Raw genomic sequence first — 15,125 nt, 5'->3', positions numbered from 1 at the left:
GAGGTACGTTAGTTATGCAGATAATACCTTGCCCACATACAAACATTAATGCGAATTGATTCGATTTGCGATCGAGATTGCAACAATGTGTAGGTAAATAAAACGTAAATCCTAAATGCGAACTAGTTCACTTTTTTTCAGGGGAAATAGGGTTAAGTAAGGCGTTCGAAGGGGACAATCGGTTTTCTCGCCTTGATAAATAGGCCATTAGCCCTTATTTATAACAGATACAGATTGTTGAGGAGTCAATATGAGCAACCCTTTGCTTAGCGGCGCAAAATTACCGCTTTTTTCACAGATTAAACCGGAACATATTCAAGTCGCCGTTGAGCATGCTATTGCTCAGTGCCGCACTAAGATTGATGAAGTGCTGCAGAACCAAGGTCCTTTTACGTGGGACAACTTGGTCGCGCCATTAGAACAGGTTGACGATGAGCTAAGCCAAATTTGGTCGCCAGTTTCTCATATGAATTCAGTGACTAGCACAGATGAGTGGCGTGCCGCCCATGATGCTTGTTTACCTCTTTTATCGGAATACGGTACTTACGTTGGCCAACACCAAGGTTTGTATCAAGCCTATAAAGCGCTGCGAGCATCCAATGAATTTGCACAATTGAGCCAAGCGCAGCAGATGGTGATAGAGCACAGCCTGCGCGACTTTGAACTATCGGGTATTGGCTTAGATGACGCGCAAAAAGTGCGTTATGGCGAGATTGTAAAACGTCTTTCTGAACTCACCAGTGGTTTTTCGAATCAATTACTGGATGCGACGCAAGCTTGGACTAAGTTGATCACAGATGAAGCTGAGCTTGCTGGTTTGCCTGAGTCTGCCAAAGCCGCCGCTAAAGCGATGGCGCAGTCGCGTGAGCTAGAAGGTTGGTTATTTACCTTAGATTTTCCATCTTACCTACCCGTCATGACCTACAGCGAAAACCGCAGTCTTAGGGAAGAATGCTACCGTGCGTTTGTCACTCGCGCTTCAGATCAAGGTCCCAATGCCGGAGAGTTTGATAACAGCCCGCTGATGGACGAAATTCTTGCTTTGCGCCACGAACTCGCATTGTTACTCGGTTTTGACAGTTTTGCTGACAAATCCCTAGCGACGAAAATGGCTGAAACGCCGGCGCAGGTGATGGCATTTTTAAATGAATTAGCGCTGCGCTCAAAGGATCAAGCTAAGGCAGAACTGGCTGAGCTGAGAGCGTTTGCTGAGGCCGAATATGGCGTGACTGAAATGGCCTCTTGGGACTTAAGTTTCTATGCTGAGAAGTTGCAGCAGCATAAGTATGAGATTTCACAGGAAATCCTGCGTCCGTATTTCCCCGAAGATAAAGTGCTCTCGGGGTTGTTCTACACAGTATCGCGTTTGTTCGGCCTTAAAATCCTTGAGCAAAAGGATTTTGACCGATGGCATAAAGACGTGCGTTTCTTCGATATTTTCGACGAAACTGACGAACACAGAGGTAGTTTCTACCTCGATTTATATGCCCGCACAGGTAAACGTGGTGGTGCTTGGATGGATGACTGCCGTGTGCGCCGTCAAACCGCCAATGGATTACAAAAGCCAGTGGCTTATTTGACCTGTAACTTTAATGGTCCGGTCGATGGCAAACCTGCGCTGTTTACCCATGATGAAGTGACAACCTTGTTCCACGAATTTGGCCATGGTATCCACCACATGCTGACCAAAATCGATGTTGCAGGCGTGTCGGGTATCAATGGTGTGCCTTGGGATGCGGTCGAGTTACCGAGCCAATTTATGGAAAATTGGTGTTGGCAGGAAGAAGCCTTAGCCGAAATTTCTGGCCACTTTGAAACGGGCGAGCCATTACCTAAAGCCTTGTTAGATAAAATGCTGGCGGCGAAAAACTTCCAGTCTGGCATGATGATGCTGCGCCAACTCGAGTTCTCATTGTTCGATTTTAGAATGCACCACGAATACGACCCAGCCAAAGGCGCGCGCATTCAAGAAACCTTAGACGAAGTGCGTCGTCAGGTGGCCGTATTAACACCGCCGGATTTTAACCGTTTCCAACATGGATTTGCCCATATTTTTGCGGGCGGTTATGCCGCAGGTTATTACAGCTATAAATGGGCTGAAGTGCTGTCGGCGGATGCGTTTTCCCGCTTCGAAGAGGAAGGTATTTTCAACCCTGAAACGGGTCGTCGTTTCCTGCACAATATCCTCGAAATGGGGGGGGCAGCCGAGCCGATGGACTTGTTCAAACAGTTTATGGGACGCGAGCCGAATATCGATGCCCTGTTAAGACATTCAGGCATTGCTGCATAAGCAATTGTGCGTTTTGATAAATCAGCCCATTTTAATGGGATGATTATCTGAGGGTATTTAGCTTAATCGAACGATAAAAAGACGCCTTAGGGCGTCTTTTTTGTGAGCTATATCTCGCTTGCCCTGTGGTATGACCTCTGTTAGCCTGTGGCTCTTATTTCAAGGGCGGCGCGTTATGAATCTGTATTTTCGTTTGTTTTGGTTGTTATTCTGGCGCACGCGCCATTGTCGTAAGATCGATTTTCTAGGGACAAGTCGTATCACTTATCGTGCTTTACCGAGCGATTGCGACATCAATTTCCATCTCACTAATTCTCGCTATCCCGCGTTTATGGATCTGGCGCGGACTTATATGTTGGCTGAGATGGGTCTGCTGAAACGTTTCTTGAAGTTGAAGTGGATGCCGATAGTCAACGCCGCCGAATTTACTTATATTCGCGATATTAAGCCGCTGAAAACCTTTGAGATTGAAACCAAAGTCGTCGGTTGGGATGAAAAATATTTCTATATTGAACAACGCTTTGTGAGCGAACGTGGCCTACATTGTATCGTGCATGTGCGCGGTGTGTTTGTGTGCAAAGGTAAGCAAGTGCCGCTAGATGTACTCGTGAAAGAAGCGGGTTATACCGATCCTGCACCTGAGTTGCCGCCAGAAGTCGTGAAGTGGAAAGCGTTTTTGCAGTTGAAGAAAGAACGCAATATGTGATTGTGTTGAGGCATGACTTACTCGCTAAGGTATGCCTCTTATTCCTGCCGTTTCCTCCATCTCAGCCAGTAACACCTCTTCTTGTACTAACATCCAAGCGCCACGCAGTTGTGCCTGTTGCCAATAGCGCACGATTTCATCTAAATCCAACAGGTTTAGATGTTGGAAGCTATAGCTTAAACAAGGGATTAGTGCACAGTCGGCTAAGGTAAAACTGTCGCCACAGACCCAATGATGTTGTGTGAGTTGCGCGTCTAAGCGTTGAAACTGTGTCAGTAGTTGCTTCTCTAATTGTTTGATTTCGAATTCATTGCTGTCTTCTATATGCTTTAACTTTTCTAATTGAAATAATGGGTTGTTAATATCATTGTCTATGATGCGATCGAACAAACGTACCTGTAAGTTGCGTTGTGGTTCTTGTGGCAGCAGCTGGGTACTGTTTTCAAAATGCCTATCTAAGTACTCGATAATAATGCTGGATTCGGGTATCAGCTGTTCATTTTGGGCTTTAAGCAGAGGGATTCGCGCTTGCGGATAACGTTGGTGAAATTCCTTGCGAGACAAAGGGTCGCGTAGATCTATGATTCTGGGGTAGAAGTTGGCCTGCTTTTCATAAAGTGCGATGAGCACTTTCTGTGAATAGCGTGATAACGGGTGATAAAAAAGCTCCATAGGCACTCACTCCAAACCCAGTCTTTTACGGACTTTACGTTTTAACTTTAGTCGTAATTGAAGCGCTTGCTGTAAGAGTTTTCTTAAAAAATGCTGGAATAAACACAATTTTTCTTGGCAAAGCCAAGTGATCCATCAGGGATAAAAATCGGTATTATGAGCCCATATAGAAAGTGTCGGGATTTAATCATTTTAAAGGTAATAATATGAGCCAGTTAGAGCGTTTTTCATCTATTTATGCCAGAGCCAGTGAGCGCAAAGGCGGACCTGCTGGACTCGAAGCCTTATTGTCTGGTTGCCTGTCTGATGATGAAATTCGCCAATATCGGGATGCTGAATTATTGTCGGCGATGAGCCGTCAGGTGTTTCAAAGTGGTTTTGTATGGCGAGTGGTTGTTAACAAATGGCCCGAGTATGAGAAGTCTTTCTTTGGGTTCGAACCGCATAAAGTATTAATGTTATCGCCTGAGCAAATTCAAGCGCGGGCAAGTGATGCGACCTTGATTCGCCATCTTAAAAAGACTCAAGCTATTTATGATAACGCTCTGATGATCCACGATGTTGCTCGCGAACATGGCAGTTTGGCGCAACTGATCGCCGCTTGGCCGACACAGGATATTATTGGTTTGTGGGCGTTGTTGAAGAAACGCGGTACTCGATTGGGCGGCAATACGGGTCCTTATTTTCTGCGCGGCATTGGCAAAGATACCTTTTTGTTAACCGATGATGTACAAGGCTATTTTAAAGCACAGAAGTTAGTCGATACGGGTTTTTCATCACAAACGGCGCTTAAGCAAGTGCAAGCCGTATTTAATCAGTGGCAACAGGAGTCGGGTCGTTGTTTGGCTGATATCAGCCGTATTTTGGCTTGCAGCGTGGGCGATAATCGAATTTAGTCCTGTTAAGTTGTGATTGAAGATGAACAAATTAGTTTTAATAGACAAATATTGCTTTGCTAGCAATATTTTTCATTACAGAAGCATTATTTGTGGGAGTCTGAGTTTCATTTAATGGGGTATTAATCTGAATTTCGGGTTTGCTCCGTTTTGGGGTAACCACTAAAATAGCCCGCTAGCTATTATTTGTGACTGTTTAATTGTATGGCGTTGACTCATAACGCTGGCGCTGCATTTTAGCCGTGCACAAATAGTAGATGTAATAAACTGCACAGCAATCCGCTATCGGATGTATTCATGTTTTTACGCACAAGCAGTCTGAAGCCAGCTCTTTGCTTACTCTCTTTCGGTATTGTCAGTCTTGATAGGGTCGTTTTTAACGACTTGATGCTGAGAGTGGCCTGAGTAAAAACAAGCGCGCTGCGTTTTCGTCTCTATGTACAAATTATTGCAACAAGTGACGGTTAAGCTAACGTCATTGAGCTGTGGGCCTTGGCCTGCCGCAAGTCTAGAATATGAACAGATTTGCAACATATTCAATATGGAGTAGGCTTATTGGGTGTTTTACGGCATATCCCCCTAACAATGCCACTCAAAGTTAACCGATTTTTTAAATCGAATAACAATTCGATGAATATAGTAATGCTGAATGAGTGAAAATTTTCATTAGTTTACAATTTAGTTTCGTTATCTTCCTTGTTGATTCATATAGGCTATGAGATAAATAACGGATTTGATTTTAGTTACAATTACGGCTCGTGTCAGCGCAATAAGTGTACTGGTATGTGGGCAGTTAATATTTGAAGGAGTTCTCATGCGGCAGACAATTAAACTTGCCTCAGTTATAAGCGTGGCGTTATGGATGGCAGCTTGCAGCCCTCAAGAAGAGAGCGCTCAGGCGGGTGCTGGTCCACGTAGTATGGAAGTGGGAATCCTTAATGTTGTTGCCCAGCCACAAGTGATTCAGGTGGAATTACCAGGACGCAGTAAAGCTTTCCTCGAGGCTGAAGTTCGTCCACAGGTTAACGGTATTATCACTAAGCGTAGTTTTGTTGAAGGTGGCAATGTGAAACAGGGTGAATCCTTGTATCAGATTGACTCTTCAACTTATAAAGCTGCTTTAGTGAGTGCCAATGCTGATTTAGCCAGAGCGAATGCGGGCTTAGCCTCAGCAAAAGCTAAGGCGGCACGTTATCAGCAATTGGTAAAAACCAACGCCATCAGTAAGCAAGAGTTCGATGAAGCTGAAGCGGCTTATAAAGAAGCATTGGCAAATGTTACCGTGGCTGAAGCTGCGATTAACACCGCTAAAATCAACCTGCAATATACTGAAGTATTAGCGCCTATCTCTGGTCGTATCGGTAAATCGAGTGTGACTGCGGGTGCGTTAGTCACTGCCAACCAGAGCCAAACGCTGGCGACGATTCAACAACTTGATCCTATCAATGTGGATATCGCGCAATCGAGTGCTCAGTTGTTACGTCTTAAAGCTAAGTTGCAGCAAGGTAAGCTACAAGCTTCAGAAAATGCAGACGTGAAATTATTGCTTGAAGATGGTACTCAATATAGTCATCCGGGTAAGTTGCAGTTCGCTGAAGTGAGCGTGGATCCAAACACTGGCTCAGTTATTCTGCGCGCCGAATTCCCTAACCCTGAAGGTATCTTGTTACCTGGCATGTATGTTCGCGCTATGTTAAATGCGGGCACTGATCCACAGGCTATCTTGGTTCCACAAAAAGCGATTACGCGTAACTCTAAGGGTGAAGCTGTGGCTATGGTGGTGAATGACCAAGGTTTAGTCGAAGCGAAAACTGTGACGACCGCAGAAGTGATTAACAACCAATGGCGAGTCACTTCTGGTTTAACTGTGGGCGACAAGTTGATTGTGGAAGGATTACAGAAAGTTCGTCCCGGCGCTCCAGTAACCACCAAAGTTATTTCTGAAACGCAAGCACAATAGGGCATAGCTATGGCACGTTTTTTTATTGATCGCCCCATCTTTGCGTGGGTGATCTCCTTGATTATTATGCTGGCGGGGATCCTTTCGATCCGCTCGCTGCCAGTGTCCCAATATCCTAACATTGCACCACCGACCGTGGTGATCAGTGCTAACTATCCTGGCGCTTCCGCTAAGATTGTTGAAGATTCTGTGACTCAGGTGATTGAGCAACGTATGACGGGTATCGATCACCTCCGTTATATCGCCTCAGCCAGTGACAGTTTTGGTAATGCTGAGATCACTTTAACCTTTAACGCTGAAGCCGATCCGGATATTGCACAGGTTCAAGTACAGAACAAGTTACAGGGCGCTATGACCCTGTTACCGCAAGAGGTGCAGGCGCAAGGGGTTAACGTTAACAAGTCGAGTTCAGGCTTCTTAATGGTATTAGGCTTCGTATCGACCGATGGTTCGTTAGATAAAGGCGATATCGCCGACTATGTTGGTGCGAACATTCAAGATCCTATGAGTCGCGTACCGGGCGTAGGTGAAATTCAGCTGTTTGGTGCCCAATATGCGATGCGTATATGGCTAGATCCGTTGAAATTGACTCAATACAACTTGACCAGTTTAGACGTTATCGCTGCGATTCGTTCTCAAAACGCTCAAGTTTCAGCTGGACAGTTAGGTGGCGCGCCCTCTGTGGCTGGCCAAGAGTTGAACGCAACGGTATCGGCTCAAAGCCGCTTACAAACGGCAGAAGAGTTCCGCAAAATTATCCTTAAATCGGATATTTCAGGCGCAAACGTCTTCCTAAGCGATGTGGCACGGGTTGAATTAGGTTCTGAAAGTTATGCTGTGGTGTCACTGTATAACGGTCAACCTGCGACAGGGTTAGCGATTAAGCTGGCAACGGGTGCTAACGCGCTTGATACTGCTGAAGCTGTTCGTGAAAAAATTGCTGAGATGAAACCTTTCTTCCCGCAAGGGCTAGAAGTTGTTTATCCATACGATACAACGCCTTTCGTTGAAAAATCGATAGAAGGTGTAGTGCATACCCTGCTTGAAGCTATTGTACTAGTGTTCATCATCATGTACCTCTTCTTGCAAAATTTCCGCGCAACTTTGATCCCGACTATTGCAGTACCTGTGGTATTGCTGGGAACCTTTGCGATTCTGTCGTTAGCGGGTTTCTCGATTAACACTTTAACTATGTTTGCTATGGTGCTCGCCATTGGTTTGCTGGTGGACGATGCGATTGTGGTGGTGGAAAACGTCGAGCGGGTAATGGCCGAGGAGGGCTTAAGTCCACTGGAAGCGACGCGTAAGTCGATGGATCAAATTACCGGTGCTTTAGTCGGTATCGGTCTGACCCTCTCTGCAGTGTTTGTCCCTATGGCATTTATGTCAGGTTCAACGGGGGTTATTTATCGTCAGTTCTCTATCACTATCGTATCTGCGATGGCGTTGTCTGTTCTAGTTGCTTTGATTTTAACACCTGCACTTTGTGCGACTATGCTCAAACCGATTAAGAAGGGCCATGCTCATATCGAAACTGGCTTCTTTGGTTGGTTTAACCGTAGTTTCGATAAACTGACTAATCGTTATGAGTCGAGCGTTGCTGGGATCATCAAGCGCGGCTTTAGAGTGATGGCGATTTACGTTGTGCTGGTTATTGCAGTGGGTTGGATCTTTATCCGTATGCCTACGGCGTTCTTACCAGATGAAGACCAAGGTATTTTGTTCACGCAAGCCATTTTGCCGACTAACTCAACTCAAGAAAGCACCTTAAAAGTATTGGAGAAAGTGTCTGATCACTTTATGGCTGAGGAGGGCGTGAGATCGGTGTTTAGCGTGGCGGGCTTCAGTTTTGCGGGTCAAGGGCAAAACATGGGTATCGCCTTCGTTGGTTTGAAGGATTGGTCTGAGCGTGAAGCGCCTGGTATGGATGTGAAGTCTATTGCTGGTCGCGCTATGGGTGTGTTCGGTCAGATGAAAGATGCCTTAGTATTCGCCTTCGTACCGCCTGCGGTAATCGAGTTGGGGACGGCGAACGGTTTCGACATGTACCTGCAGGATAAGAACGGCCAAGGCCACGAGAAGTTAGTGGCGGCACGTAATCAACTGCTTGGTATGGCGGCACAGAATCCAAATCTGGTGGGTGTGCGTCCAAACGGTCAAGAAGATGCGCCAATTTATCAATTACATGTAGATCACGCTAAGTTGAGCGCGTTAGGCATTGAAATCACTAATGTGAACAATGTGCTTGCAACGGCTTGGGGTGGTTCTTATGTGAATGACTTTATTGACCGCGGCCGCGTGAAGAAAGTATATGTGCAAGGTGATGCCCAGTATCGTATGCAACCGGGAGATTTAGATTCTTGGTACGTGCGCAATAACAAGGGTGACATGGTGCCATTCTCTGCGTTTGCCACTGGTGCATGGGAATACGGTTCTCCACGTTTAGAACGCTTTAACGGCTTACCATCGATGAACATTCAAGGTGCCACGGCTCCTGGTTTCAGTACCGGTGCAGCTATGACAATTATGGAAGACTTAGCCAAGCAGCTTCCTCCTGGTTTTGGTGTCGCGTGGAACGGTCTATCGTATGAAGAACGTCTATCGGGTAACCAAGCGCCAGCGCTGTATGCTCTGTCGATCTTAGTGGTCTTCTTAGTATTGGCAGCACTCTATGAAAGCTGGTCGGTACCCTTTGCTGTTGTGCTCGTGGTTCCGCTCGGGATCATCGGTGCCTTGATTGCAATGAATGGTCGCGGCTTGCCAAACGACGTGTTCTTCCAAGTGGGGCTGTTAACCACAGTAGGGTTAGCGACTAAGAACGCCATCTTGATTGTGGAATTCGCCAAAGAGTTCTATGAGAAAGGTTCAGGCTTAGTTGAGGCGACCTTGCATGCGGTGCGTGTGCGTCTTCGCCCCATCTTAATGACGTCTCTAGCCTTTGGCCTGGGTGTTGTGCCGTTAGCTATCAGTACCGGTGTAGGCTCTGGTAGTCAAAACGCCATTGGTACAGGTGTACTCGGCGGTATGATGAGCTCGACTTTCCTAGGGATCTTCTTCGTACCATTATTCTTCGTGATAGTGGAGCGTCTCTTCAGTAAGCGCGAGAAGAAAGCTAAAGAACAGAAGCCAAACTCAGCTGAATAAGCTCGATCGTTTCTAAACTTCTAAACTAAAGCCCTGCAATTGCAGGGCTTTTTGTTATTTTAATGCTGTTAGTTATAAAGATGGATAGGCACTGTCCGCGAGTTCTGGCATATTGCGCTGAGGCAGTTAAGAGGACGAAACATGGATGATGCTGCGTTGGAATTGCAAAAACTAGATGCACTCATTGCTAAGGGTAAGATGTACGTCATTTTGGTCTTTGGCGTATTTTTCTGGGGTATGCTGACCTCCCTCGTGGTCGCCTTAATACATTACTTTATCTCGGGCGATCCATTCTGGGCGGAACTGCAAAGAGCGCTCTATATTTATCCCATTGGCGGTATTTTATTTGGTTGGTTTGTGTGGGTGCAGATTAATCGTAAGCGAGATAAACTTCGCGCCCAATAGTATCAATAGTTCTGGTTAAGCTGAGTGTAGGAGTGACATGGTGTTTTCGTGGGGTAATCTTGCCACTAAGCAACTTATCGTGGGAATGGTATGCCATGGCATAGCGCTGGCATTTTTGGCCTATGGCGTTTATGCATTTTACTTGCAGGAGCTTGTACTACCAGAGTTAACTCGCTGTGTCGGTGCTGCTGTGTTATTTGTGGGAATGGGGTTAGCCCCTCAATTATTTTTTATGTCAGTGAGCCAGATAGTGTCGCAAGCTGAGGACTCGACATTAAAATCTACCCTACAGACCTATGTGTTTAATCTAGGTATTTTTTTGATGATCTGCAGTCTGTTAATGGAATGGCTATACGACTAAAGCTATTGAATAAAGAAAGGGCGTCGACTTTATCATCGACGCCCTTTTTATTGTGGTTAAGGCGTGTAGTAAGTCGCGGCTCCCGGCCCAACGGGCAGACCAAAGCCAAATACCCACAGGAAGAAGAACGCTGTCCAACCCACGAAAAACACGAGCGAGTACGGCAGCATAGTGGCGATCAGCGTACCTATCCCTAGGTTTTTCTGGTAACGACAGGCAACCGCTAAGATCAAACCAAAGTAGCTCATCATAGGTGTGATTAAGTTAGTCACCGAATCCCCAATACGGTACGCCGCTTGAATCGTTTCGGGCGCATAACCAACCAGCATGAGCATAGGCACAAAAATAGGAGCGGTAATGGCCCACTGGGCCGAGGCACTGCCAAGCATCAAGTTGATAATGCCGCAGAGCATAATAAAGAACAAAAATACGATCGGGCCCGTCAAGCCAATGGATTGCAGAGCATCGGCACCTAACACCGCCAATACAGCGCCTAAATTACTCCAGTTGAAGAAGGCGACAAACTGTGCGGCGAAAAAGACGAGGACGATATACATGCCCATAGTGCTCATGCTGTGGGACATGGCATTGATGACATCTTTATCATTTTTGATGCTGCCCACGACTTTGCCGTAAATAAAGCCAGGTATGGCAAAACAGATAAAGATAAAGGCGACTATGCCCTTGAGGAATGGCGAACCTGAGATGAGACCGGTTACAGGATGGCGCAGCGGTGCGCCTTCTGGTACGACTGAAATCGCTAAAATAACCGCGAGCACTAACATAGATAACCCAGCCCATTTTAAGCCGCGTTTCTCAATAGCACTGATGCTCTCTATCGATTGCAGTACGGTTTCGTCTGCATCATCATCTTGGTATTGACCTAACTTAGGTTCGACGATTTTCTCTGTGACAAAGGCGCCAAGGAAAGTGATCACAAAGGTGGAGACAAACATGAAGTACCAGTTTACTTCTGGGCCGACGTTGTATTGAGGATCTATCATGCGCGCCGCAGCTTCGGTAATGCCCGATAGCAAGGGATCGACAGTACCAAGCAATAAGTTAGCGCTATAACCTCCTGAAACCCCGGCAAAAGCGGCAGCTAAACCTGCAAGTGGATGGCGGCCAAGGGAGTGGAAAATCATCGCCGCCATAGGGATAAGTACCACATAGCCAAGCTCGGCAGCGGTGTTGGACATTATGCCGGCAAATACTATGGTCACAGTGACTAATCGTTTAGAGGCGCCCATGACTAAAGCACGCATAGCCGCAGATAATAAGCCAGAGCGTTCGGCAATCCCGACACCGAGTAGCGCCACGAGCACGGTGCCGAGCGGTGTAAAGCCAGTAAAGTTGGTCACCAGATGCGAGACTATCATCCGCAAACCTTCGGCGTTCATCAGGCTCACCACATGGATTAAACCGTCGGCACTGCGGCCGTGTGAGCCAATAGGTCTAGGATCGACCACGGTTAACCCAAAGTAGCCCGCAATACCTGAAATAATGACCACGGCAACACAGAACAGTGCGAATAAGGTGATTGGATGGGGCAGCAGATTGCCTAAGCGTTCAACAATATTGAGAAAACGTACAAACCAACCACTAGAGCTGATATCGCCCTGTTGTGGATTGGGTTCAGAAGCTTTTTGTGGGGGAATATCGCCGGAATTAAAACTCATCGTCCTTCCTTTATGTCGACCTTTACGCAGCGCAATATTTTGACCCTATAACAGACTCGAGACATTGCCGACGGCCGATTGTGGATGACGTGGCTGAGGGGATAACTCTAGGTGCAAGACTCGGAGTGAAAGCTAAGGTAAAAGTTAAAAAATTAGCGGCAAAGTATGATTGTTAAGTTTTAATTGAAACTTAAATGTTGCTATTGACTGTGTTGAAGTGAGGAGGGCGAAAATTAGGATAAAAAAATGGACTCTCGAGGAGTCCAGTATTCACGAGCAAAATTGGATGCTCTAATGTTGTGCCATATCACTATAGACGTTGTTTGCTGTATCGGAGCTGAATATCGATAAATTTATAGGTTAAATGCTGTTTTTTATGCAGATGATCACTTTTCATCGCTGAATATGGCCAGTTTCGTTGATGATTGCTCGTTAGATAACATCGCCAGCTCTGACCAGCGAGTAATTTCATTGTCTTAATCAGCCCGCAGGTGAAATTTTCACTCATTTATGGTTAGCTGTATCCTATTAACAAGAATAAGAAACCTAAGGATGGAAGATGGAAAAATTGTTATTGGGATTAACGCTGATTTTTATCGTGACCTATCTTTGGTACGTCAGCCTAGTCAAAAAGCGCAATACCGCGCTCGAAGCCTTGTCGGGTATCGATGTACAGCTGACCAAGCGTGCCGACCTTGTGCCTAATATTCTAAAAATTGCTAAACGATTTATGGAGCATGAAAAGTCACTGCTCACTGAAATCACCGAATTACGCACTCAGCTCAGCCATAATTACAACAAGGCCGATCCGAGTGCCGTTAAAGAGCATTTAGTTCAAGCTGAGCGGTTGAACGACAAAATGAGCACCTTGATGGTGAATGTGGAGAACTATCCTGAGCTCAAGTCCGACAACACTATGTTGCAGGCGATGCAGACCTATAACGAGGTCGAAGCACATATCTCAGCTGCGAGGCGTTTTTACAACTCGGCAGTTTCCGAGCTTAATACTGCGGTAGAAATCTTCCCCGGCTCGATTATTGCTTCTATGGCGAATATTAAAGTGATGCCATTCTATGAGGTGAGCGAAGCGGCAAAAGCGCCCGTAGATGCGGCCGAATACTTGTAAGCTTAGCTGTGCAGGGTGAGTTATCACCCTGCAATACTATGACATCAATATGAATATCATCACTTTTATTTTAGGTAGCCCGATTCGGACTTATCGGGGGCCTGTTGGTTTGTCTGCGGATTTTGACGAACTACCTCAACTCGAAGCGTATTACGAAGAACATATCGCGCCCATCAGTCGCAAATATGAAACTAAGCGTGTGGCTTGCCTTAAGGCGGCGCGTAAACGTTTGTATTTGAGTTTGATGATAGTGCTTGGGCTGAGCTTGCTCACCGTTATTGGCTACTACAGCGGTGGCGCTTATTTCCCGCCTTTGCCATTGCTTGCTTTAGTCGGATTAAGCTGGTGGAGCTTTGCTCCGACTCGTGAGTTTAAGCATTTGGTTCAAAATGATATTTATCCGCTGATGTTTAAATATTTCGGCGATGATTTTATTTATAGCCGCGAAATGCGCCTCGACATGAATCGACTCGTTGCGGCTAAAGTATTACCGCTATACGACAAAGTCAGCTTAGGTGACTATATACAAGGCTGCTATAAGGGCATTGAGTTGACGGTCAATGAGCTTACCCTGACCAAGAATGTGCAAGTCGAAGAGCTGGATGTCAGTACCAGCAGGCGCAGAACTGTGACCCGCACGGAAACCCAGTTTCGTGGCTTAGTGGTTGAGCTGAGTAGCCATAAAGCGTTTATGGGTCATACTGTTGTGCTGAGGGATCGCGGTGGTTTAGCAAATTTCCTGTCCGACAGCCATGCGGGACTGGTACGAGTCAAACTTGAAGATCCGCAATTTGAAAAAGAGTTCGACGTGTTTTCAACGGATCAAATCGAGTCACGCTATTTGCTCAATACGGCATTTATGGAGCGCTTACAGGAGCTTGCTAAACATTTCGATGGCAATATTCAATGTGCATTTTTCCGCAATAAACTAACTTTGTTCCTACCGAATCGCAGAACGCATTTTCAAATGCAGTCCATTTTTCATGGCGCAACCTTTTCAGTAGAATTTAGTCAGATAAACCGAGAAATGAAGCAACTCTTTGCTATTATTGAAGTACTTAAACTTAATCAGTACACGGGACTTTGATGTTGCTTACTCGCTCAGCGCTTGCTCGTACACTGACTTTTGCAGCCTTTTCATTGCCCTGCAGATTTGAGGCGCTAGGCCTGTGCTTATTATTGATATCGAGTTTGATGATAAATGCAAATGCTGAGGAGGCGCGCGAAAAAGCTAAGCCGCGTATTGTGGCGCGGTACTCACAGAGCGGCATAGTGAGTAGTGAAGGTCTAGAAAAACTCAAAATTTATCAATACCAACAAGCTAATGGTGTCACCGTATTTACTGACAAAGCCCCCGCAAATAACCAATATCAAATTTTGTTATATGACTGTTTTGCCTGTCGTCCCGATTCGACCATAGACTGGAATGGTATTCGGCTATTTACCGCTAATTATGATGCCCTGATCTCCCATGCGGCCCATAAGCATCAACTTGATCCCGCCTTAATCCGCGCAGTGATCCACGCGGAATCAGCCTTTAATGCGCGTGCACTTTCGCGAACTGGCGCCATGGGATTAATGCAATTGATGCCAGAAACAGCAAAAGAAATGGGTGTGGCAAATGCGTTTTTACCCGAAGAGAATATCTTAGGTGGCAGTAAGTATTTGGCACAAATGCTAAAACAGTTCAATGGTGATATCGCATTGGCCTGTGCGGCTTACAATGCGGGGCCGACGACCGTGGTTCAGTACAATGGCATTCCGCCCTATCCTGAAACCCAAGCCTATGTTGAGCGTGTGAAAATTTTATTGAAGCGTTACCGCGAGCAGAAGGACGTTTAGTTACCGCATTGATAAGCTGAAATGAAGTGGCGAAAATCCGGAGA

The 15,125-nt window shown here is 46.0% G+C and carries 12 protein-coding genes; 10 read left to right on the top strand and 2 right to left on the bottom strand.

Going from position 1 to position 15,125, the window contains the following annotated elements:
• Positions 1 to 250: 250 nt before the first annotated feature.
• Positions 251 to 2,290 carry an oligopeptidase A gene (gene prlC, locus KO531_RS13595; RefSeq protein ID WP_219251428.1) on the top strand — a complete coding sequence of 680 codons (2,040 nt, stop codon included), beginning with the start codon at positions 251 to 253 and terminating at the stop codon, positions 2,288 to 2,290.
• Positions 2,291 to 2,465: 175 nt separating this feature from the next.
• Complete coding sequence (locus KO531_RS13590; RefSeq protein WP_011791203.1) at positions 2,466 to 2,996, top strand: thioesterase family protein; 531 nt, start codon at positions 2,466 to 2,468, stop codon at positions 2,994 to 2,996.
• A gap of 24 nt (positions 2,997 to 3,020) precedes the next feature.
• Here KO531_RS13590 and KO531_RS13585 read toward each other — a convergent pair whose 3' ends face one another.
• Positions 3,021 to 3,668: a glutathione S-transferase family protein gene (locus KO531_RS13585; RefSeq protein ID WP_131524442.1), complete on the bottom strand. Its 648-nt coding sequence runs from the start codon at positions 3,666 to 3,668 to the stop codon at positions 3,021 to 3,023.
• Between the two features lie 206 nt (positions 3,669 to 3,874).
• Here KO531_RS13585 and KO531_RS13580 point away from each other — a divergent pair, with 206 nt between their 5' ends.
• From KO531_RS13580 to KO531_RS13560, 5 genes are all read left to right on the top strand, one after another.
• On the top strand, positions 3,875 to 4,564 hold the full coding sequence (locus KO531_RS13580) for a DNA-3-methyladenine glycosylase I (RefSeq protein WP_219251427.1): 690 nt from the start codon (positions 3,875 to 3,877) through the stop codon (positions 4,562 to 4,564).
• Between the two features lie 814 nt (positions 4,565 to 5,378).
• The gene (locus tag KO531_RS13575; RefSeq protein WP_105250703.1) at positions 5,379 to 6,524 is read left to right on the top strand and encodes an efflux RND transporter periplasmic adaptor subunit; all 1,146 of its coding nucleotides are present in this window, start codon (positions 5,379 to 5,381) and stop codon (positions 6,522 to 6,524) included.
• Between the two features lie 9 nt (positions 6,525 to 6,533).
• Positions 6,534 to 9,668: an efflux RND transporter permease subunit gene (locus KO531_RS13570; RefSeq protein WP_113940203.1), complete on the top strand. Its 3,135-nt coding sequence runs from the start codon at positions 6,534 to 6,536 to the stop codon at positions 9,666 to 9,668.
• 141 nt (positions 9,669 to 9,809) lie between these two features.
• On the top strand, positions 9,810 to 10,073 hold the full coding sequence (locus KO531_RS13565) for a hypothetical protein (protein WP_168826198.1): 264 nt from the start codon (positions 9,810 to 9,812) through the stop codon (positions 10,071 to 10,073).
• A gap of 37 nt (positions 10,074 to 10,110) precedes the next feature.
• Positions 10,111 to 10,434, top strand: coding sequence for a hypothetical protein (locus KO531_RS13560; RefSeq protein WP_131524445.1), 324 nt, complete (start codon positions 10,111 to 10,113; stop codon positions 10,432 to 10,434).
• A 56-nt stretch (positions 10,435 to 10,490) separates the two neighbouring features.
• Here KO531_RS13560 and KO531_RS13555 read toward each other — a convergent pair whose 3' ends face one another.
• Positions 10,491 to 12,113, bottom strand: coding sequence for an AbgT family transporter (locus tag KO531_RS13555; RefSeq protein WP_251068955.1), 1,623 nt, complete (start codon positions 12,111 to 12,113; stop codon positions 10,491 to 10,493).
• A gap of 559 nt (positions 12,114 to 12,672) precedes the next feature.
• Here KO531_RS13555 and KO531_RS13550 point away from each other — a divergent pair.
• The 3 genes from KO531_RS13550 to KO531_RS13540 are packed head-to-tail and all read left to right on the top strand — an operon-like array spanning position 12,673 to position 15,081.
• Entirely contained in the window at positions 12,673 to 13,239 is a 567-nt protein-coding gene (locus KO531_RS13550) for a LemA family protein (protein ID WP_219251426.1), read from the top strand.
• Positions 13,240 to 13,288: 49 nt separating this feature from the next.
• Positions 13,289 to 14,326, top strand: a complete 1,038-nt coding sequence (locus tag KO531_RS13545) for a DUF3137 domain-containing protein (RefSeq protein ID WP_219251425.1) — start codon at positions 13,289 to 13,291, stop codon at positions 14,324 to 14,326.
• The gene (locus KO531_RS13540) at positions 14,326 to 15,081 is read left to right on the top strand and encodes a lytic transglycosylase domain-containing protein (protein ID WP_219251424.1); all 756 of its coding nucleotides are present in this window, start codon (positions 14,326 to 14,328) and stop codon (positions 15,079 to 15,081) included. Before KO531_RS13545 ends, KO531_RS13540 begins: the two co-directional genes overlap by 1 nt.
• Positions 15,082 to 15,125: the final 44 nt, after the last annotated feature.

This window comes from Shewanella sp. NKUCC06_TVS (assembly GCF_019345515.1).
Classification (GTDB): domain Bacteria; phylum Pseudomonadota; class Gammaproteobacteria; order Enterobacterales; family Shewanellaceae; genus Shewanella; species Shewanella oncorhynchi.
The sequence above is the reverse complement of the archived record's forward strand: the minus strand, read 5'-3'. Positions and strand labels throughout refer to the sequence as shown.

Bases quoted from the DNA above. Each gene is read 5' to 3' on its own strand.
- KO531_RS13580 (WP_219251427.1), top strand. From the start codon at position 3,875: ATGAGCCAGTTAGAGCGTTTTTCATCTATTTATGCCAGAGCCAGTGAG.
- prlC (WP_219251428.1), top strand. From the start codon at position 251: ATGAGCAACCCTTTGCTTAGCGGCGCAAAATTACCGCTTTTTTCACAG.
- KO531_RS13575 (WP_105250703.1), top strand. From the start codon at position 5,379: ATGCGGCAGACAATTAAACTTGCCTCAGTTATAAGCGTGGCGTTATGG.
- KO531_RS13560 (WP_131524445.1), top strand. From the start codon at position 10,111: ATGGTGTTTTCGTGGGGTAATCTTGCCACTAAGCAACTTATCGTGGGA.
- KO531_RS13550 (WP_219251426.1), top strand. From the start codon at position 12,673: ATGGAAAAATTGTTATTGGGATTAACGCTGATTTTTATCGTGACCTAT.
- KO531_RS13540 (WP_219251424.1), top strand. From the start codon at position 14,326: ATGTTGCTTACTCGCTCAGCGCTTGCTCGTACACTGACTTTTGCAGCC.
- KO531_RS13545 (WP_219251425.1), top strand. From the start codon at position 13,289: ATGAATATCATCACTTTTATTTTAGGTAGCCCGATTCGGACTTATCGG.
- KO531_RS13570 (WP_113940203.1), top strand. From the start codon at position 6,534: ATGGCACGTTTTTTTATTGATCGCCCCATCTTTGCGTGGGTGATCTCC.
- KO531_RS13585 (WP_131524442.1), bottom strand. From the start codon at position 3,668: ATGGAGCTTTTTTATCACCCGTTATCACGCTATTCACAGAAAGTGCTC.
- KO531_RS13555 (WP_251068955.1), bottom strand. From the start codon at position 12,113: ATGAGTTTTAATTCCGGCGATATTCCCCCACAAAAAGCTTCTGAACCC.
- KO531_RS13565 (WP_168826198.1), top strand. From the start codon at position 9,810: ATGGATGATGCTGCGTTGGAATTGCAAAAACTAGATGCACTCATTGCT.
- KO531_RS13590 (WP_011791203.1), top strand. From the start codon at position 2,466: ATGAATCTGTATTTTCGTTTGTTTTGGTTGTTATTCTGGCGCACGCGC.